Origin of the sequence: Methanothrix sp. (assembly GCF_030055635.1) — an archaeon.
Taxonomy (GTDB): domain Archaea; phylum Halobacteriota; class Methanosarcinia; order Methanotrichales; family Methanotrichaceae; genus Methanothrix_B.
The window spans coordinates 27,000-47,277 of sequence record NZ_JASFYM010000011.1 but is presented as its reverse complement, the minus strand read 5'-3'; the positions used below and the strand labels follow the sequence as shown (position 1 = coordinate 47,277).

The window sequence follows — 20,278 nt, the reverse complement described above, 5'->3', positions numbered from 1 at the left end:
TTCACTTCACAGGATATGAAAACATGCGACTCCGAACTCTGCTGGCAGGAGATCTCACCCCGCAATCCTCTCCAGTTCCCTTCTGACCCTCTCGAACTCCGCATCCAGCGCTCTCATCATCCCCTTAACCTCATCGAGCTTCGCCTCTCGCCCGAGCGCCTCGATCTCCGCGCAGATCCTGGAGAGGTGGAGAGCCCCTATGCTTGCGCTGGCCGACTTCATGCTGTGGGCTGCCCTGCGGAGCGCCTCCGGATCACTTCCCTCAAGAGCCTCGTGCATCGATGCGATTCTCGACGGGGCGTTGCTCAGAAATATCGCCCCCAGCTCCGCGACCACATCCGGCTCGCCTGGCTCCTGGAGCTCCCTTAGCCCGGAGAGGGTCGCGGGATCCAGAACATCCTCCTCCCTCTCTATCGCAGCCCTCAGCTTCTCCAGCGTCACAGGCTTGCTTATGTAATCATTCATTCCCGCTGCGATGCACCTCTCCCGATCTCCTTCGAGCGCATAGGCAGTTATCGCCACGATACGCGGCCTCTCATACCCCTTCATCTCCCTTATCCTGCGGGCCGCCTCCAGGCCATCCATATCAGGCATCTGTATGTCCATGAGCACGAGATCGTAATCGCGATGCTCGAGGGCCCTGAGAACCTCAAGCCCGTTGTGCGCGGTGTCTGCACTGTAGCCTAGATGTGAGAGCATCATGAGCACCACCCTCAGGTTCACAGGATTATCCTCAGCGACAAGGATTCTGAGATCGCTCCTCCCAAACTCCTCTGGTGCAAGCGTCTCCTTTGATTCCCCCATGATGGTGCTTATCATCGCTGAGATCAGCTGCGAGTGCTTCACAGGCTTCGGGATCGCCGGAGTATCTGGCGAGACTGTGGGCTTCAGCAGATCTGTGATTGCGAGAATGCGTGCGCCTGGCAGAGCAGATTTTATCTTCGCGATATCATTGATGTCAGAAGATTCCACAAGCACAAAATCGAATTTTTCCTTCAGGATGGACTCATCGAGACGGGGCGCATCCACGACATCGATCTTGTGAGCGAGGAGCACTGTTTTGAGCACATACCTCGCAGTATCGTTTCTGTAGATCAGCAGGGCGCGACATCCCTCCAGCAGATCGCCTCTATCCTGCGGTTGCTCTGAGACCCTTGCCTTTATCGTGAAGTGGAAGGTCGAGCCCTTTCCAGGGACGCTCTCAGCCCAGATCCTGCCGCCCATCAGCTCAACAAGATGCTTGCTGATGGCCAGACCGAGACCTGTACCGCCGTATCTCCTTGTAATCGAGGAGTCAACCTGGCTGAATGTCTGGAAGAGCCTGTCCATCTTCTCCGCAGGAATCCCTATGCCGGTATCCCTCACGGCGAAATGGAGCTCTGACAGATCCTCATCCATATGCTGGCAGCTCACCCTCAGGAAGACCTCTCCTCTCTCGGTGAACTTGATCGCATTCTCCAGAAGGTTGACCAGCACCTGTCTGACCCTTGTGACATCACCCAGGACAAGCTCAGGCACATCCTCGTCTATGAGATAGACCAGCTCGATCTGCTTCTCGCTTGCTTTTACAGAGAGGATGTCCACGCATGTCTCGACGCACTCCATGATGCTGAACGGGCTTGAGTCGAGCTCGAGCTTCCCCTCCTCGATCTTCGAGAGATCCAGTATGTCAGCGAGCATCTCGAGCAGCGCATTTCCACTGCTCTCTATCGCGCTGACATAAGACCTCTGCTCCGGGGTGACGCTAGTTCTCAGGAGTAGCCCTGACATGCCTATGATCGCATTCAGAGGTGTCCTGATCTCATGGCTCATGTTCGCGAGGAACTCCGCCTTCGATCTCGCCGCCTCCTCAGCAGCCTCCTTAGCTCTTCTGAGCTCCTCAGCAGCCTTTATGTCCTGGGTCACGTCCTCGAAGATGCCCAGCCTGCCGAAGTACCTGCCGTATCTCTCCCTGATATCTGTCGCGAAAACCTTTATCATCCTGCCATCTGCTGTTCTGATCTCGATCTCAACATCGTCATCACGATTGTATATCTCTCTGAGAGCATCCCCCGCCTCTGAATGCATTGAGCCTATCCACGAGAAGAGATCGCTGCCATCCAGCCTTCCAGATCTTAAATCCTCCTCGAGATCCTCAACGCCCAGAAGCTCGCAGAACCTGTGGTTGAGGTAAAGGCTCCTCCCCGTAGCCCTGTCGAGCACATAGAATCCAAATGGTATGCTCTCTGTCATCGATCTCATCAGGAGCTCACTCCAGCGGAGGCGCTCCTCGGCGAGCCTCCTCTCGGTCGTGTCCCTCTGTATCGATACCCAGTGTGTGACCTCGCCCCTCTGATCCCTCACAGGGAATATGTTCAGCTCGACCCAGAACTTGGAGCCATCCTTCCTGTAGTTGACGAGCTCCTGGTTCACAGACTGCTCCTTCCTGACCGCCTCCAGGATCTCCAGGGTCTTCGATCTTTCAGTCTCCGGCCCCTCAAGGAAATCCGGATACCTCCCCAGCACCTCCTCTCTTGCATATCCCGTCATCCTGGTGAACGCATCGTTCACGTAAACGATCTTGGGCATCCCGTCAGATGGATCGGGAGCGGCTATTACGATCGCATCGTTGCTGTTGACCACCGCGGACTCGAGGAGCCTCATCCGCTCTATGGCATCATTTTTCGCCACCGCCTCTCCTATGGTGCTCGCAGAGGCTACCAGTATCGAGACCTCGGCATCGGTCCACACTCTCTCACAGGTTGTATCATCGAATCCGACGAATCCCCAGAACCTCCCACCGACAGTGATAGGAACGATAAGGATGGACAGGACTCCATACGGCTCGAGGATCTCTCTCACTGAAGGCGGAAGATCGCGCACAAGGCCCTTTATGACCTTGCCAGAGCTGAGGATCTCGTACCATCCCGGGAAGAACCTGCTGTAAGAGAGACCCCCGAAGATCGGATTGTCTATTCTGCTCCTGATACCATCCCTGCACCACTCGAACCGCATGCATAGCTCTGGCTCATCCCCCTCATGGTTCTCGAAGACGTAGACGCGATCCACCTCTGAGATGAGCCCCAGGATCTGCAGAGCCTCGTTTATAGATGACTCATAGTCCTCTCCCGAGAGAAGGCTGTTTATCGCAAGAGCTGAGCCGGCAAGAAGATGATCCCTCCTCATCAGTTCCATCTCAGCTACCCTATGCTCAGTGATGTCCCTCATCGACTCGATCGCACCCACAATCCTGCCATCGCTGTCCCTGAGCGGGGAGGCCTTGACCCACAGGTATGCACCGCGGCCACCGTAGAGCGATGGCACGTGGACATGGGCGTAGAGCGTATCACCCCTCCTCTCAAGATGCTCGTAGAGGGATGCGATGTGCTCATCGTATCTCATGACAAGATCTATGAGCATAGGCCTCCGGCATCCGTGGAAGGGCAGGGCATATGCAAAATTTCCCCTCCCGAGAATCTCGCTCTTCTGTATTCCTGTCATCTCCTCCATCGCCCTGTTCCAGGCCACAACCCTGCCATCAGCGTCTATTACAAGTGTCGCATCTGGGAGGAACTCTATGATCTCGAGAAGCCTCTGGTTCATCGATTCGAGACGCTCCTTCGCGCGCCTGAGCTCTGTTATATCATTCCCGACACACAGGATCTCCATCTCCCCGCTCTCAGAGACGATGGGCCTGTTCGTCCATGCGATCCAGACGCGCTCTCCGCTCTTTTTCATGTTCTCATTCACATTCGTCCTGTAGTCCTCAGGCGCTTTGAGTATCTCCGCGATCATCCCCCTCAGATCCCGCCCCGTCGACTCGATCTCGGGGACGAGCGTGCCCATCACGCACTTTCCCAGGATCTCGCTCTCCGAGTAGCCGAAGAACCGCTGGGCGAACCCGTTGATGAACCTCACATTCCCTCTTCTGTCAAGCCTCAGGATTATGCTGTTCGCGCTCTCGACGAGCTCCCTGTACCTCTCCTCGCTCCTGCGGAGGCTCTCCTCTGCCTCACTTCTCGCTATCGCGCCGCCTATGCTGGCCACACCAAGCATGAGCACTGATATCTCGTTCCAGCTCCAGGATCGCTCGCGCTCGCAGTCCTCGAACCCTATGAAACCCCACAGCCTGTCCGCTATTGTTATGGGAAAGATCAGGACTGATCGGGCGCCGCGGCATTTCAGCAGATCCCGCTCCTGAGGAGGCATCTCATCCACTATTCCATGGACAGGCCTGTCGTTCAGGAAACGCTCGCGCCAGCGCGGCAGCTCGTCGTATCTAATCCTGTCACCCAGGCTCGCATGGGCGCTGCCCCTCTCCCACCTGAACCTGAGCACAGCCTCCTCCCCGGACTCACTGTTCTGATACACGTAAACACGATCGACATCCGCTGCGGATCCGAGGAACTCGAGAGCGCTCGTCAAACTTTTATCAAATCCATCCACTGTGAGGAGCTGGTTCGCAGCCATGGCCACGCCAGCGAGGAGGACATCTCTCTTCTGGATGTAATCATCATGATTCTCATCTGGAGAGAGTATCACGCAGAGCGTCCCATCGCCCTCGATCGGGCTGAACCTTCCCCTGATCTGGATGCTCGAGCCGTCGACGGATCTGTATGCCTGGACACACTCTATCTCCCGGCACATCGCATGCCTGATGATCTCATCGATCTCCTCCCTGTCCTGCTCCATTATGTCGTAGAGCGTGAGGGACTGAATCTCCTCCGGAGGATACCCCAGCAGCTCCTGGAAGGCTGCATTTGCATCTAGGATCCTTCTGCTTTCAGCCTCCACAAAAAATACAGCATCACTGCATCTGTCGAGCGCTGTCCTGTACCACAGCTTCTCCCTATCATCTCCAAAAGAACCTGTGGGGTCTGATATGAGCATCAGCCCCCTGGAGCCGTCGGCATCCCTGAGGGGAATAACAGAGAGGGGAATCTCAGAATCTGAGCAGCCCAGCCGCGCCCTGATCCGGGAGGGAGCACCAGATGCAACGGCAGAGGCCAGGGCGTCGCTGCATGATACCCCCAGGACCTCGTAGATGGATCTGCATCCCGTGATTCTCCCCGACAGCATTTCAGCGGTCCTGCTCAGGTATCTGACACGACCCTTTTCATCGAATACATATACTGCTGGTTGATCAGCATCCATACCATTCCCTCATGATCTGCATCGACCTGAAGACGTATTCCCAGAAGTTCCTGATCACTCAGACGGGGCCAGGATGGCTCTCACCGGAGATGCCTCCGCGCCCTCGATCTTGAGCGGCATGCAGAGAAGCGTGTAAATGCCGGCCGGAACGCCCTCCAGATACAGCCCCTCCAGGATCAGTATGTCATTCGACAGCAGCATCCTGTGCACCACATCTTCCTCCGAGCTGTCCACTGACAGCGCATCTGTTCCGATCAGTTTCAATTTGAGATCGGCACATGCCCTGGCAGCGCTCTCTGAGATGCATCCCCTGAGAGATCCTGTTCTGAAGATGACGCCCTCTGCGCGAGGGTTCAAACCCGATAGAGCATCAGGACGCACAACCATTCCAGCATCGATGAGATCCACAATCATGATCAGGCTCTCGATCGGTATCTCGTGAACGGATCTGCCGCTACTGATGTAATGAGAGGGCGCGTCGAGGTGCGTGCCTGCATGTGCGCTGAGGTGGAGAGCGGAGAGCGTGTACGGATCTCCCCACTCCAGGCTTTTCAGCACCTCTCTGGAGAAACCCGGATCTCCTGGGTATACAGGCAGCCTGCTGTTAATCGTGTGTGTTACATCGTAAATCCTGATAGGAGATGGCATCTATCCCATCATCCCCATGCCGCCAGCTCCGCCCATGTTGATGCCCGGCGGAATCACACCGGCCGCCGGAGGCACGAGATGCGCCAGGGAGTGCACATCGGTGTACCTGCTCTGGGCGCCGGTGCCCTGAGTCTCAGAGGGCGATGTGCCTGAGGTGTTGTCAGATGTGGTTGTGAGTGCGGGCTGTGAGGTGCTGATCTCCGGCAGCGTCTCCTTGACGGGCGTGTATGCAGAGGTATCGGGATTTATCAGGATAGCCTCGAACTCTCCATTCTCTGCGTTTCCGATGCTGTCAGATCTGTAGAATGTTCCGCGCATCTCCTCGTTCGCAAAGCTGCCGATCAGCCTTATTTCAGAAAGACCGTTCTCCCTTAAGAACGTGATCGTCAGCTCCAGGCTGCTGTTGTCGGCGGACCCCATAACAACGCCGTTCCATGATTCCTCAGAGGAGCTGGCAGATCCGAAGATCTGGCCCTCGAACTGATGGAGGACCATGGTCACGGCATTCTGGCCGAGCGACAGCCTCCATATGCCCTCGAGGGCAGGCTGATCGGCGGTTGCGTTCTGAGCCATCCCTCCGGATGTACAGAAAACAATGAGCACAGCCAGAAGGGCAGCATGAGACCTGTGGCATCTGAGCATAGATACCAGGTCTATCTGCTAATATTAATATTTGCCATTGCAGAGCAGGGATCGCAGGCCAGCTTTTCGGAGTGCTATTACCGGGAGATCATGCAATCGCATCCCCAGATGCCCGCGATCCTGGTCCGCGCTGAAAGTGCATGTTCATATGCAGCTCGTAAGCTCATATGAAGAGCCTGATGTCGTTCACGGTCACTGTATAGAACGGATACTGCGTATCGACATATATGCGGTCTCCCTGGTCGTAGATCGCCCACCCACCGCTGTTTATGTTCCCGTTCAGGTTCATGAAGCACAGCAGCCCTGGCAGCACAGGCGCGGGCTTGTCGTTGTCAGGATCCGAATCCCTGACCCTGCTTCCCGCCTGAAGCGTCATGTAGCCTGTTATGCGCACATCTCCGGCATCAATCCTGCCATACTCCGGCCCCACATCGAGGTAAACAGGGTCCACGATGCTGTATGCTCCATCGCCATCCACATCGAAGTAGACAAGCTGTGCGCCAGGCATGCCACCGATGCCGAAGGGCGTGAGCTTGTATCCGTAATCCTGATCGCCGAGCCTGACCTGGCTTCCAGCAGGATATGTTCCGAAAGGCGTCAGTCTCACATCGTTCTCGTTGACCGCATCATCTGAGGGATCCACATCTATGTAAACGGGATCTGAGATATCGAAGACCCCACGTATGTTCGCATCCGAGTAGGCGAACACAGGCGCAGATGAAAACGCGCTGAGCGCTCTCGACTCATCAGCATCATACGGCAGGACCTTGGAGCCGTAGCTCGGGTCTCCAGCAGCTGAGCCGATCGCCATGAGCACAGCCATGAGAATGAGAAGTCTCGTCTTTATACCCCCTTCACATGAAATATCATCATTACTTGATTTAAATTTTATCGTCATGTCTGATAGAGCTCCGCTGCTGCTGGGCTTCTGTTATGATATCCGGCGACGATGTTATCTCTAAAATGATGAGGTGCAAGGCGCTTTTCATCCTGTTAGCATCTCTGAAAGATGAAATGCGGATCTCACAGCTGTAAATGCTGTACACTGGATTTATCTCTGAAATTTGCGAAGATAGCACCGTCTGCATGTGCACCCATAGAAGATCAGGACTCACCGCAGAATGCGCAGCGCCTCATCGAGAGATCTGTTCTCGACGGTTATGGCATATATCGCGTTGCACATCCTGATCGCCTCCCTGAGGCTCTTCTGGTGTATGTTCCTTCCCGTCGCATTTCCGGATGCGCCTGAGATGTGGATCTGGTCGTGGAGCCTTCTGAGAAACGCATCGGGATCCTCGCTCGATCCGCCGGCGCATATCACCTTTGTTCTGCCGGCCGCCATCACAGCCTCCCTGAATGCCAGAGCCGGATTCTCAGCTCTGGGGTAGTTCACTTTCACGAAATCGCTTCCCAGCGCGGCTGCAACCCCGCATGCGCCGGCGATCAGATGCGGGTCATGCTCGTCCTTCACAGCCTTGCCCCTCGGATACATCCATAAAACCACAACAAGCCCGTGCCTGTGAGCTTCATGCACCACCTGAGCCGCCTCTCTCAGCATCACAGCCTCATGCTCGCTCCCGGGGTAGACCGTGTAGCCGACGCCAAGTATCCTGAGCCCTGTCTCCCTTCTGAACTCCACGACCTGAGGGACATCAATCCACGCCCTGCTCAGGGGATCTGCCTGTGATGTCTTTATCAGATTCGTCTTGGAGTTCAGCTTCACCAGATAAGGAACGTCCGGATAGTCCATGCCGTATCTGGCAATCAGGCCCAGCTGCGTCGCAAAGACGCCTATCCTGCCCTGGCTGGCTATCCTGAAGAGATGCTCGGGATCCGCATCATCCTCTGCTATCCCCTGGCCGTAGAAGTCGTCGTTCAGATGCTCGACCTTCTGATCGCCTGCAAACAGCATCAGCCTGCCAGAGCCCCTCGTGATCTCCGTGTAGTTTCTTATGTACTCATCCCTGGCATTCCTTGGAACATCAAGCGGCACCTTCAGATCCATTCACACGCCCCCAATACGTTGCAGTTTTTCGCTTTTCTCCCCCTTAATCCTTTGCTGCACTGCGGGATGAGCTGGTGAGGAGAATCGACATCGGATATCCTGCGATCACAAGGGTTAATACCACCGATCGCAGACTGCAGCCTTATGGCGAACTGGCATGCTCTGCCGCCGGAAGAGGCTCTGAAGCTGCTGAACTCCGGATCTGATGGTCTCTCCGAGGATGAGGCCGCATCCCGTCTTGAGAGGTTCGGGCCGAACGATCTCGCCAGGATCTCCGGACCCGGCCCGGTCAGGATCCTCCTCAGGCAGTTCGAGAACTACATGGTCCTGGTGCTCCTAGCTGCCGCAGTGATCTCCTGGCTCTCAGGAGAAAAATCGAATGCGATCGTTGTTCTGGGAATCCTGCTCTTCATAGCCATCCTGGGATTCGTCCAGGAGTACAGAGCCGAGAGGGCAATGGAGGCGCTCAGGAAGATGGTGGCCCCTGAGGCAAGGGTCTTCAGGGGCGGCAGGCTGGTCACCCTCCCGGCAGGAAACCTCGTGCCCGGGGATGTAATCTACGTGGAGGCCGGCGATATAGTCCCTGCGGATGCGAGAATACTCGATGCATCTGCGCTGGAGGCAGTGGAGTCGTCTCTGACCGGTGAATCCAACCCTGTGAGAAAGAGCCCAGATCCTGTGAGGGAGGACGCGCCTCTGGCAGATCGGAGCAGCATGCTCTTCATGGGCACAATGGTCACCTACGGCAACGGAAGGGCCGTTGTGACATCCACCGGCTCCGATACAGAGCTCGGAAGGATCTCAGGGATGATACAGGAGACCCCCGCAGAGCCTCCGCTCAAGATCCGGCTCCAGCAGCTCTCCAAAAGCCTTGCGGTTATGGTATTCATCGCAGCTATTCTGGTCTTCTCGATCCAGGTCTACAGGGGCAATCCTGTTCTCGACACGCTTCTCATAGCCGCAGCTCTCGCGGTCGCCGGCATACCTGAGGCGCTCCCATTCGTTGTGACACTGGCTCTGGCATATGGGACGCAGAGCATGGCCAGGAGAAATGCGATAGTGAGGAGGCTTCCAGCGGTCGAGACCCTCGGATCCACGACTGTGATCTGCACCGACAAGACCGGCACCCTGACCAGGGGAGAGATGACGGTCAGGGAGATCTGGTGCGGCCGCAGGGTCGAGGTGACTGGCTCGGGGTATGTGCCTGAGGGTGTATTCAAAGTCGATGGATCTGAGATCGATCCGGGAGCTTTTGATGCTTTAAGGGAGACCATAATCACAGGTGCTCTGTGCAACAACTCAGAGGTTGCATTTGAGGATGGATGGCAGATCGTCGGCGATCCCACAGAGGGTGCCCTTATCGTGCTCGCAAAAAAGGCAGGTCTTGATATCCGCGAGAGATGCAGAGAGGTCACCGAGTACCCGTTCGCATCGGATACGAGAAGGATGACCACAGTCCATCAATGCGGCAACGATCTCCGGGTCTCGATGAAGGGCGCGGTCGAGGTTGTCGTGGAGAGATGTTCCTACGTGATGGACCACAGCGGTCTGAGACCTCTTTCAGATGCGGACAGGAAGAGAATTCTGGAGATCGCGGACGTGATGGCAGGCAGGGCTCTGCGAGTTCTGGCGGCTGCATTCAAACAGATCGAATCCGGAGATCTGAGCAGGGATTTCCTGGAGAGGGATATGATCTTCACAGGCCTCTTCGGGATGATGGATCCGCCGCGTGAGGAGGTATGCGGAGCGATAGATGTGTGCAAGAGAGCCGGCATAAGACCGGTGATGATCACAGGAGATCACAAGCGCACCGCTGAGGCGATCGCAGGAGAGCTTCGCATGCTCAACGGGGGAGTTCTGGACGGCTCTGAGCTCGACAGGATGAGCGATCAGGAGCTCAGCGATCGCATCGAGAGCATATCCGTGTTCTCAAGGGCAACGGCAGAGCACAAGATGAGGATAATAAAGGCGCTGAAGGAGCACGGCCACGTAGTTGCAATGACCGGGGATGGTGTGAACGATGCCCCTGCTTTGAGGTCAGCTGATATCGGGATCGCGATGGGCCGGACCGGCACCGATGTCAGCAAGGAGGCCTCGGACATGGTGCTGGCAGACGACAACTTTGCCACAATAGTCGCAGCCGTCGAGGAGGGCAGGAGGATCTACGAGAACATAAGGAAGGCGTCAGCATACATGTTAGCTGTGACGTTCGCAGAGGTCGCTGTCATTCTGATGGCAGTGCTTGTCGGCCTCCCCGCTCCGCTCCTCGCTCTTCAGATACTCTGGATCAATGTGGTCGCTGAGGACTTTCCCGCGATAGGCCTTGCTGTGGAGCCTGCGAGGCCCGGGCTGATGAACGAGCGCCCAAGAAACCCAAAGGAGCCGATCCTCTCGAGAGATGTTCTTGTGTACACAATCGGCACGTCCGCTGCGATGCTTATCGGGACACTGGGGCTGTTTCTCCTCAACCTTGATGATGGGCTCGGCTACGCGAGAACTGTGGCATTCGCATCCCTGGGCATATGCGCGATATACAATGCATACAGCAGCAGATCGTTCCATCATTCTGTGCTGCAGATGAATCCCACGGGGAACGTGAAGCTGCTCGCAGGGATCGTGGCCTCGCTCGCGTCCGTTGTGATGGTCATATACATTCCGGTGTTCCAGAGGGCCTTCGAGACGCTGCCGCTGACCCTGGACTCCTGGCTCCAGGTCTGGCTGGTCTCGACGATAGTGATAGTTGTAGCAGAGGTGCTTAAGAGGTCGATGAAAACAAACTCTCAAGGATCGGTAGGTTCACCAGGAGAATGATGGAGACGATCCAACTGGATTTCAGTCAAAGTGTGGGAACTGGTGTGGATTCCTGTTGGATTCAGAGCATTACGCCACTGCACGCTGAATCCTGACGATCTCTTCAGTCGAGCCCAACTTGGAGGCTCATCCAGCTGAATTAGCGGATCAGCAGAGAATGACGGATCCACCGGCCCCTAAAACTCTGCTCAATCCAGATCTCCGATAATTTGCGGAGATGTGCCTAAGGGGAACTTAGGCGCTCTTCTGTTGTATCGGAAGATCTAACTCTGATAAGCTTCTACCGTTAAACATCATGTGCTCCGGAGTGAGCCAGAGCTTTCCAGCAGCCTGGAGGCGCTATGAACCTGATCCCCATTGCTTTCGACAGCCTTGGCGTGAGATCGATGGCCACATGCCTTGAGGCCGGAGGTCTCAGAGTAATGATAGATCCTGCTGTCTCTCTTGGCCCAAGAAGATACGGCCTGCCGCCGCATCCCGTCGAGATAGACCGGCTCAATGCAGCATGGCAGGAGGTCAGAGGTATCGCGGAATCCAGCGATATAATCATCGTCACGCATTATCACTACGACCATCATAACCCCGATGATCCTGACATCTACAGAGGAAAGATCGTTTACATCAAGGATCCAAAGAACAGGATCAATTTCAGTCAGAAGCGTCGCGCCCATTACTTCCTGGGCAGGATCGAGGGCGCTGATATACGGATCGCGGATGGAGGAGAGTTCAGCCACGGGCCGCTCACGATAAGGTTCTCCCAGCCGGTGTACCACGGCACAGGGAACAGGCTCGGTTATGTTATTGAGACTTCCGTATCATGCGGGGAGGATAGGGTGCTGTACACCAGCGATGTCGAGGGGCCAGCAATGGACGATCAGGTCGCTTTCATACTTGAGGAGGATCCCAGGACCCTGATCCTCGATGGCCCGATGACATATCTGCTCGGCTACCGTTACGCAGAGGAGGATCTGAGAAGATCTGTGGAGAATATAATAAAAATAATAAGTGACACGTCCATCAAAACCATCGTCATCGATCATCACTTCATGAGGGACATAGGTTACGCTGAGAGAATCCCTGAGGTCTACAGGAGCGCTGAAGATGCTGATGTGAGAGTGCTGAGCGCTGCAGAGCTCACCGGCAGAACGCCTGATCTGCTGGAGGCCAGGAGGAAGGAGCTCTACAGATCATTTCCAGTCGAGAATGAGAGCAGCAAGTGAGGACAGCATGTAGAACCTATACACGGGCAGCCAGCCCGGGCCACACCCGCACATTTCGAAGCCCCAACAGACTGCCGGGCCGCCCCTCAATGCGGCTGAGCGTCGACAGATGAAATAAAATTGTGCTGCACCGGCACTACATCAGACCAAAGAGTGCCGACAGCAGATATATCGGGAACATGAATGCGATCAGGAAACCCAGCACCATCACCGCAATCGCGAAGCTATTTCCTCCCATACGATCCACCACCATATGCCATTCTAATGAGCGGTATATTAACCTTTGGGAGAGAGCGATGCTGGTCTGCAAGCGGATTGTGTGATCTGTATTGACTCGTAGGCATTCGATGTCGCATGCGGTCGTGTACTCGGTCGTGTAATCAGATCCGTGAAATCAGCAGCATGTGACATCGCAGGATATGCCACCTGATTTGCCAGTGCATATTCCTGAAGTTCCATTCAGTGATTCAAGCGCACGACCGCTGCAATGTGGTTCCGCAGGTTGTTTTTTATAAGCAATCGTCAGCTGCGGTGTGTGATGGCCTGCTGCAATCATTCCGAGAATCTTAAATACGGTGCACTCTCAACTCCGCGCAGGAAGTGATGGTACTTGAATAAGAATGCTGGCTTTGTGGGTTTTGATGGAACGGAGAGCAAGAGGACCATATTCGCCCTTCATGCCGTTAAGCAGGCAGCCGGCATCGGCGGCGATATAAATGTGCTCGTGAGAAAGCCGCACGCCAGAGCTGTATCGATGCTGAGGAAGATGATCAGGATCTGCGGTGTCAGGGCGTATGCCAGCAGCGACGAGGACAGGGCAAAGTGGGAGAGTGCTGGGTTCAAGCTGGATGGCGGATACAGGGATTTCTTCGAGAGCTCAGAGTTCGTCATGATCGGCACGCCAGGGGATGAGGAGCTGCCGTACCTGAAATCAGGGCTGGAGCACGGCTGCTTCGTCGCGCTGATGGGCGGAGCCCACAGGGACGAGCTCCAGAAGGGGCTCGAGGAGGAGGGCTTTCCGCTGACAGACGATGTGAGGGAGGATCTCAGGAGGGAGTTCTTCTTCGGGCTCGAGAACTACGGGAGGTTTCTTAATGCGAAGCCGAAGGTCGTGCAGTGCACGAGCTGCAACACGACAGGACTGAGCAGGCTTGCATATGCCGCGCGACCTCTCGGGCTCTGCGGCATGATCGGGAACATCGACAGAAGGCACGGAGATCCGCACACTGTCGTGCGCGCATCGCCAAGCGCCATACAGTTCGGAAGGGGCGCAGGTCATCAGGGAGCTGATGCTGGCACCATATTCAAGGATGTAAAGTTCTCGATACGCGCCTCTAAGGTGCCGACGACGATACCGCACACGAACTTTCTCAACCTGATATTCAAGGGACACCCGACACCGCAGGAGCTTGTCGAGAGGCTCGCCAGCACGCGCGAGGTTGTCGTGATACCCTACCAGGACGCGGGCGGAAGGCGGCATGAGTGGACGAGCGAGATACTCGAGGCGTTCCTGTCAGGCTTTGAGAGGCCGATCTCTCCGGAGATATTCGAGCTTCTCGTATCAGATGCGATAATACCATTCGAGCTCGGCGATTACACGATCATGCAGACCGTCTCAATGGTTGAGCAGATGTCGATAGCTGTGCCGAACCACGTGGAAGCGTACATGCTATCATGCGGCTATCCCGCTGCTGATGTGCACGAGACGGTGGACAGGGCCATCGGAGTGGTCCATGGCATATGGCCGGACAGGCTGAGCATCTGAGCATGTCAGAGGACTCGCTGCTCGGAAGGCTTGAGTCTGGAAAGGTGCATCTTGGAAAAGATGCTGTGAAGGCCCTCTACGATCAGGGCTACTTTGGGCGGCCTCTTGAGGACGGGCTTGAGCTGACGCTCGTCGAGGCCGCATATCTTCTCGACAGATCGAAATTGAGGGTCGAGTCTGATGGGCAGATCCTGAGCTTTCGGAGCTTCTTCGAGCTAGCGTCCTCTTTTGAGAAGGGCTTCGAGTTCAGGTATGTCGTGTACAAGGACCTGAGGGAGAGGGGTTATTACGTCCAGCCCGGAATCCCGGACTTCAGGGTCTACCCGCGCGGCGGTCACCCGGGAAAGACGCCAGCTGAGTTCTACGTGCTCGTAGTCTCTGAGAGGACGCCATTGCCGCTTGAGAGGATCATCGAGCCGCTGAGGCTCTCAAGCCAGATGCGAAGACGGCTCATGCTCGCTGTGGTCGATGAGGAGAGCGATATAACGTACTATGAGGTGAGGGAATCGAATCCCACAGGCAGGACAGAGGCTGGAGAGCCGGGCGGGCAGGCGACGCTTCTTGACGACAGGGTGGTGCTATGGGATCCGGCGGCATCGGAGCGGCTGCACACGCACGGCTTTTATGGAAAGATGATCGGGGAGAGGCTACAGCTATCACTTGTGGAGACCGCGTACCTTCTCGAGAGGGGCATGATCCAGCTTGTGGACCGATCAGGCGCTCCTGTCCCCCTTGAAGAGCTGATGAAAAGAGCGTCAGAGATCGAGGGCGACTTCGATATGAAGTACCGCGTCTACAGGGACCTGAGGGACAGAAGGCTTGTTGTCAAGACAGGCTTCAAGTTCGGTACGCACTTCAGGGTGTACAAGAGCGTAGACGCGGAAAAGAGGGGCACGCACTCAGAGTACCTGGTGCATACCGTGAGGGGGGATCACGTATTTCACCTTCCCGTGCTCTCCAGAGCAGTTCGTCTGGCTCACAGCGTGCGCAAGATGATGGTATTCGCATACAGCAACGGCGGGGTGGAGTACGTGGAGATCAGACGGCTCAAGCCGTGAGATCTCCTGTACAGGAGCACGGATGCGATGCTGAGCAGGGTACACGAAGGTCGCGTGCCTGTATCATTGAAGTCTCAAACGCTCTGATAGAGAGCAACAGGGCGCAAACTCTCCTCCCCAGAGAGGAGGTCACCTGTGGCTGTGGGCACGGGTCGATGCATCGTATTTGAGGAATCGACGATCTCCAGCACAATATATCGATACGGGGTTACATGCTGCTGGTTTTTTGGTCACAACCAAGCAATCAAAGCCAATTGATGCATGAAAATTTAAATAGGAATCCTCATCCATGAAGAGCGGCTGGATGCCGTAAGCTGCATCATACTCTCAGAGATCCGATGATGACCGTGGGCTCTCATGAGGCGAAGATCTTCTTGACCCTGGAGATGGACGACTGATATGAGACGACGAACACTCTGTCCCCCTCCTCCAGGATCGTGTGCTCATCGGGGACCAGCGGAAGACCGTTCCTGAGGATCATACCGGCAATCGCGCCTGATGGCAGCTCCTTCATGATCTGTCTGCCCGCGAGCCTGGAGTTGGCCCTGACCGCGAAATCCATCAGTGTCATGCCCTCATCGCTCAGCGTCACCATCTCCTCGCTTCCCATGGCAAGCCAGAGAACCGCATCCGCGGTGACCTGCCCGGGGCTTACAGCCCTGTCTATGCCAACACGCTCAAAGAGCTTTACGTAATAGCTTCTGTTCGCCCTCGAGATTATCTTCTTAGCGCCGAGCTGTCTGGAGAGAAGTGAGCTCAGAAGGTTCTTCTCGTCAATCCCTGTGACCGCAAACACAACATCCGCATCCCCCACACCCTCCTCGGCCAGCAGGGAGATATCTGTCCCATCCCCGTTCAGGATCATGGTATCCGAGAGATACGTTGAGATCTCCCTGCACCTCTGGTTGTCGATCTCGATGAGCTTGAGATCGATGCCCATGGCCTCCAGCCGTTTGGCCAGATAGAAGCCCACGAGTCCACCGCCGACTATGACCACCTTCTCGTCCCTGGCCTCCTCATGTATGCTCCGCCTCAGCTCCGTGACGCTCCTCGGATCTATCAGCATTGTCACATGATCATTTGGTTTTATTGTGATATTCGGATCACCGAGCCTGACCCTGCCATTGCTCTTGACCGCCACGATCCTCGAGCCTCTCGGCATGTTCAAATCCCTGACCTGGCCGACGAGCGGCATGCCCTCGCTCACCTTGAGCTCGATCAGCTCGAGCATCCCGCCGGCGAGCCTCCTGTTCATCAGAGCAGCTGGAAAAGAGATCGTGCTGGCCAGATCCTCGACCATGACAAGCTCCGGGCAGATCATGTACTCTATTCCCAGCTCCCTGAGAGGCTTCACCGGCTGATCGATATAGTCTGGGTTCCTGACCCTGGCTATGGTGTGCTTCACACCAAGCCTGCTGGCTATTATGCATGTGATTATGTTTATCTCATCGCTGCCTGTGACCGCCATAACCAGATCCATATCCCTGACATCGAGTTCCTCGAGCAGCCTCGCATTTGCCGCGTTTCCCTCCCGTGGCTTCAGGTCCATTCCCTCGAAGCGGCTCAGTGCGGCGATGTCCCTGTCAATCACAGTCACATCGTGCTCTGCCACCATCGCCTCTGCAAGCCGGTAGCCGATCTCACCGGCGCCGGTTATGAGTACACGCATGATCCCTTATCGGATATGCTCTGGGAAAAAGATTTCTATAAGGCGCACACCGTACCACTGTTTTCTGTTCCGCAACCTTCGAACGGAGCATAAAAGAAGGAGAAGATCTGCACAACCATGCACATTCTCGAATACGATGTCTTAAAAAACCTCATCGATCTGAGAAAGATATACCTCTGCCACAGGAACGCAGACCCGGATGCGATAGGGAGCGCATTCGCTCTCAGCTGGCTTTTCGGCGGTGATATCGGGGCCGTCGGTGATCTGAGCAGGGCTGCAGTTCAGCTTGCAGACTCGATAGGAATAAAGCCCATAATAGATCCGGATCTAGACTCCTACGATATGGTCGTTCTTGTTGATACCTCTGTGAGCTCCCAGATAGGCGGCGCGATGCTGCGGCGGTACGGCGTCATAGACCACCATCTCGATAGAGATCTCCTGGAGAACGCGGAGTTCTACATCCAGCGTGAGGCGGATTCGACCGCTCAGATCGTGTGGGACATCATAAAGAGCTCAGGCAGAGCGGGAAGGATCCCCAGAGAGGTCGCTCTTGCCCTCCTCGCAGGCATGGTCTCTGACACAGGGAGGTTCAGGCATGCATCAGCAGAGACGTTCAGATGCGTGCACGAGATCCTGGAGGCAGGTGATGTGGATTACGGCGAGGTCATGGAGGTTCTCTCCAGAGCTCCCCTGGACTTCTCGCAGCGGGTGGCGGTGCTCAAGGCCGCGAGCAGAGCGGAGATATCCTGGAGGGGAGAGTGGATAATCGCGTGCACAGAGGTGAGCGCGTTTGAGGGATCCTCCGCCATGGCGCTTCTCGACCTTGGCGCAGATGTCGCGTTTGCCGCCAGCAGCCAAGGCGGAGTTTGCAGGGTGAGCGGGAGGGCCAGCTTCAGGGCCGTTCAGGCTGGCATCGACCTCGCGGATCTGATGAAGAGCATCGCAAGATCGCACGGCGGGAGCGGCGGCGGCCACCGCGGGGCTGCAGCAATGGAGGTCCGCCATCCCGCAGGGAGGCTGCTGGCAGAGCTGGCTGAGGCTGCGTTTGAGAGGCTGAATGTCTAGACCCACTTCACCTGCGCGTGACCATCAATTTCTGCAGGGTTGACACAATCTGGATTCCGGGGATGCTCTTTGTTTGCATCAGATTCTGCAACTTTCTACGATATCACAGCTTCCTGTACCTCGCTGCTGCGCTCTTCAGCGCCTCGATTCCTGGCATCGGCTCTCCGGAGAGGTATGTTATGCTCGCGCCGCCGCCCATGCTCACATGCGAGAACCTAGACTCAAGGCCCAGCTTCTCGATTGCTGCGACCGTATGGCCTCCTCCGGCTATCGAATAGCCTGCTTCTGTCGCAGCCTTCAGGATCTCGGCTGTCCCGAGAACGAACCGCTCCTTTTCTGTTATGCCTGCAGGCCCGTTGAGCACCGCAATCTTCGCCGATTTAAGGATCTTCGAGAACTCAACTATCGTCTCAAGCCCGATATCTGAGATGGGGTAGTCGGGTATGTTATCCACGCCCACCTCGAGCCTCTCGCCATCCTTATCGACAGCGATATCCCTTGGTAGAACGACCTTTCCGGGGTGCTCATTCAGGATCTTCTGAGCGATCTCGACCTGATCAGAGTACCCCTGGCTATCCACAAACCTGCGGTTCGTCTCGCCCACATTCACCCCAGCAGCCATAAGAAATACAACCGAGACGAGACCCAGAGCGAGGACAGCATCTGCACCGCGCCTTAGCACGTTCTGTGCGACCTTTATGGAGTCGTCGACCTTCGCGCCGCCGAGTGCGAAGACGCACGGATGCTCGCTGGCCTTCAGACCCTTATCAAGCGCCTGAATCTCCTTATCCATGAGAATTCCGGCTGCGCTCGGCAGGACCTCTGTGAAGCCAACAACAGAGAGATGAGATCTGTGTGATACAGCAAAAGCATCATTTATGAAAACATCGAATAGCGGGGCGAGCTTCTGCACCATATGGCTCTTTGCGTGATCTGCAGGGCTCCTCGAGAGGCTCTCCTCAGCATAGAATCTGGTGTTCTCCAGCAGCAGGACCTCCCCCGACTCGAGGGAGCGTATCGCATCCCTGGCCGTGCTGCCGAAGATATCGTCGACGTAGTTCACATCCTTCCTCAAAAGCTTTGATAGCTGTCTGGCGTGCGGCTCCATGGTGGAGAAGTCCTTCTTGCCAGGCCTGGACTGATGGGCCATCAGAACGACCTTCGAGTCCTCCAGTGCCTTCAACGTCTCCAGATGGCTCCTGAGCCTCTTGTCGTCCAGAATCTTTCCCGTGGGGTCCATCGGGGAGTTGATGTCAACTCTCACCAGCACCCGTTTGTTCTCCAGTATGAGATCATCCATGGTGAGGTAATCCTTCACGCAATCCCTCCAGGTGGTAGGACTGATTGATAAACCTGATATTATAACTTTGCCCGCAGGATCGAATCACGCGGTTGGATCGGAGGAGCCTCATGCTTCCAGAAGTGCAGCTCTTGAGCAGGTCTTGACGACTCTCCCAAAATAACCTAAGTGCTGGATTATAGCCCAGGTCCCGAAAATCGGTAGTCTACCTACGACGCGTGGATAAGTGCAAAAGCAATAGCTCCAGGCGATTCGTAGCCTTCAACCATGCTGCAGGGCATCGGACGAGTATTAACATGTCCCAGGATCTTGATCTCCATGCAGACATCGTTCAAAATAAACACGCCTGAGGGAGCCGGTCCATCAAGATCAACTCAATGAAGGTAGACTACCCGAAAATCGGATGCGCTGTATCAACGATTGCTGTACACTCTTGAGGCGAGTTACATCGGCATCTGCAGGATTCCATGGGACGGTTGAGATTGGACCAACTTCAAAGGAGCAGTCTGCGAGATACCGCAATGAGAAGTAGCGGGGAGTAGATTTGAACTACTGATCTACGGGTTATGAGCCCGTCGGGATTTCCTGGCTACCCCACCCCGCTTCTGTGGGATACAAGCTAAAGATCGCAGATCCGGTATAAAACCCTTTTGCAGGACCCGCGCGGCGGATCGCGCTTGATGGACAGGAGAGGATGGATCAAGAGATCCCATCGGTCGTGTACTTGCATCATTGAAATCCGCAGCACTCAGTCCAGCAGGACTCATGGGATATCTTGCCCATGGCTCTCGAATACATCAGAATCATTCAGCTATTCGAGCACACAACCTGCTGATGCAGTCGAACCGTCGGAGAGCTCTGGTAAATCCTGTCACCTATAGACTCCATTACCGATCCGCCGGATCACCCGATCAGTCTTTCAGGACGCCTCCCAAGAGTTTAAGTATTTTTCACCACCTCCG

12 protein-coding genes and 1 tRNA gene are annotated in these 20,278 nt (G+C 55.7%); 5 read left to right on the top strand and 8 right to left on the bottom strand.

Annotated elements, in window-relative coordinates; genetic code table 11:
* Positions 1 to 54 precede the first annotated feature (54 nt).
* From QFX31_RS05815 to QFX31_RS05795, 5 genes are all read right to left on the bottom strand, one after another.
* The gene (locus tag QFX31_RS05815; protein WP_348531177.1) at positions 55 to 5,133 is read right to left on the bottom strand and encodes a PAS domain S-box protein; all 5,079 of its coding nucleotides are present in this window, start codon (positions 5,131 to 5,133) and stop codon (positions 55 to 57) included.
* 54 nt (positions 5,134 to 5,187) lie between these two features.
* Positions 5,188 to 5,781 (bottom strand): cyclase family protein, encoded by a 594-nt coding sequence (locus QFX31_RS05810; RefSeq protein ID WP_348531176.1) that lies wholly within the window; start codon positions 5,779 to 5,781, stop codon positions 5,188 to 5,190.
* Complete coding sequence (locus QFX31_RS05805) at positions 5,782 to 6,354, bottom strand: hypothetical protein (protein ID WP_348531175.1); 573 nt, start codon at positions 6,352 to 6,354, stop codon at positions 5,782 to 5,784.
* A gap of 232 nt (positions 6,355 to 6,586) precedes the next feature.
* On the bottom strand, positions 6,587 to 7,246 hold the full coding sequence (locus tag QFX31_RS05800; RefSeq protein WP_348531174.1) for a hypothetical protein: 660 nt from the start codon (positions 7,244 to 7,246) through the stop codon (positions 6,587 to 6,589).
* Between the two features lie 288 nt (positions 7,247 to 7,534).
* Positions 7,535 to 8,428, bottom strand: coding sequence for an aldolase (locus QFX31_RS05795; RefSeq protein ID WP_348531173.1), 894 nt, complete (start codon positions 8,426 to 8,428; stop codon positions 7,535 to 7,537).
* 144 nt (positions 8,429 to 8,572) lie between these two features.
* Between QFX31_RS05795 and QFX31_RS05790 the strand changes: the two genes are divergently transcribed.
* The 4 genes from QFX31_RS05790 to endA all read left to right on the top strand — a co-directional run bounded on the left by QFX31_RS05790 (position 8,573) and on the right by endA (position 15,282).
* Positions 8,573 to 11,239: a cation-translocating P-type ATPase gene (locus tag QFX31_RS05790; protein ID WP_348531172.1), complete on the top strand. Its 2,667-nt coding sequence runs from the start codon at positions 8,573 to 8,575 to the stop codon at positions 11,237 to 11,239.
* Positions 11,240 to 11,580: 341 nt separating this feature from the next.
* Positions 11,581 to 12,459 (top strand): hypothetical protein, encoded by an 879-nt coding sequence (locus QFX31_RS05785; RefSeq protein WP_348531171.1) that lies wholly within the window; start codon positions 11,581 to 11,583, stop codon positions 12,457 to 12,459.
* A gap of 610 nt (positions 12,460 to 13,069) precedes the next feature.
* Positions 13,070 to 14,224: a glyceraldehyde-3-phosphate dehydrogenase gene (locus QFX31_RS05780; protein ID WP_348531170.1), complete on the top strand. Its 1,155-nt coding sequence runs from the start codon at positions 13,070 to 13,072 to the stop codon at positions 14,222 to 14,224.
* Positions 14,225 to 14,226: 2 nt separating this feature from the next.
* Entirely contained in the window at positions 14,227 to 15,282 is a 1,056-nt protein-coding gene (gene endA, locus QFX31_RS05775; protein WP_348531203.1) for a tRNA-intron lyase, read from the top strand.
* Positions 15,283 to 15,637: 355 nt separating this feature from the next.
* Here endA and trkA read toward each other — a convergent pair whose 3' ends face one another.
* Positions 15,638 to 16,951 (bottom strand): Trk system potassium transporter TrkA, encoded by a 1,314-nt coding sequence (gene trkA / locus QFX31_RS05770; protein WP_348531169.1) that lies wholly within the window; start codon positions 16,949 to 16,951, stop codon positions 15,638 to 15,640.
* A 117-nt stretch (positions 16,952 to 17,068) separates the two neighbouring features.
* Between trkA and QFX31_RS05765 the strand changes: the two genes are divergently transcribed.
* Positions 17,069 to 18,016 (top strand): DHH family phosphoesterase, encoded by a 948-nt coding sequence (locus tag QFX31_RS05765; protein WP_348531168.1) that lies wholly within the window; start codon positions 17,069 to 17,071, stop codon positions 18,014 to 18,016.
* 103 nt (positions 18,017 to 18,119) lie between these two features.
* On the opposite strand, the gene QFX31_RS05760 is transcribed toward QFX31_RS05765, so the two are convergent.
* Together QFX31_RS05760 and QFX31_RS05755 are read right to left on the bottom strand one after the other, a co-directional pair.
* Positions 18,120 to 19,334 (bottom strand): phosphoglycerate kinase, encoded by a 1,215-nt coding sequence (locus tag QFX31_RS05760; protein WP_348531167.1) that lies wholly within the window; start codon positions 19,332 to 19,334, stop codon positions 18,120 to 18,122.
* 511 nt (positions 19,335 to 19,845) lie between these two features.
* Positions 19,846 to 19,920: transfer RNA gene (locus tag QFX31_RS05755), tRNA-Met, on the bottom strand.
* Positions 19,921 to 20,278 lie beyond the last annotated feature (358 nt).

Coding starts and splice junctions, on each gene's coding strand:
- QFX31_RS05805 (WP_348531175.1), bottom strand. CDS start 6,354: ATGGCTCAGAACGCAACCGCCGATCAGCCTGCCCTCGAGGGCATATGG.
- QFX31_RS05815 (WP_348531177.1), bottom strand. CDS start 5,133: ATGGATGCTGATCAACCAGCAGTATATGTATTCGATGAAAAGGGTCGT.
- trkA (WP_348531169.1), bottom strand. CDS start 16,951: ATGCGTGTACTCATAACCGGCGCCGGTGAGATCGGCTACCGGCTTGCA.
- endA (WP_348531203.1), top strand. CDS start 14,227: ATGTCAGAGGACTCGCTGCTCGGAAGGCTTGAGTCTGGAAAGGTGCAT.
- QFX31_RS05800 (WP_348531174.1), bottom strand. CDS start 7,246: ATGGCTGTGCTCATGGCGATCGGCTCAGCTGCTGGAGACCCGAGCTAC.
- QFX31_RS05765 (WP_348531168.1), top strand. CDS start 17,069: ATGCACATTCTCGAATACGATGTCTTAAAAAACCTCATCGATCTGAGA.
- QFX31_RS05790 (WP_348531172.1), top strand. CDS start 8,573: ATGGCGAACTGGCATGCTCTGCCGCCGGAAGAGGCTCTGAAGCTGCTG.
- QFX31_RS05785 (WP_348531171.1), top strand. CDS start 11,581: ATGAACCTGATCCCCATTGCTTTCGACAGCCTTGGCGTGAGATCGATG.
- QFX31_RS05810 (WP_348531176.1), bottom strand. CDS start 5,781: ATGCCATCTCCTATCAGGATTTACGATGTAACACACACGATTAACAGC.
- QFX31_RS05795 (WP_348531173.1), bottom strand. CDS start 8,428: ATGGATCTGAAGGTGCCGCTTGATGTTCCAAGGAATGCCAGGGATGAG.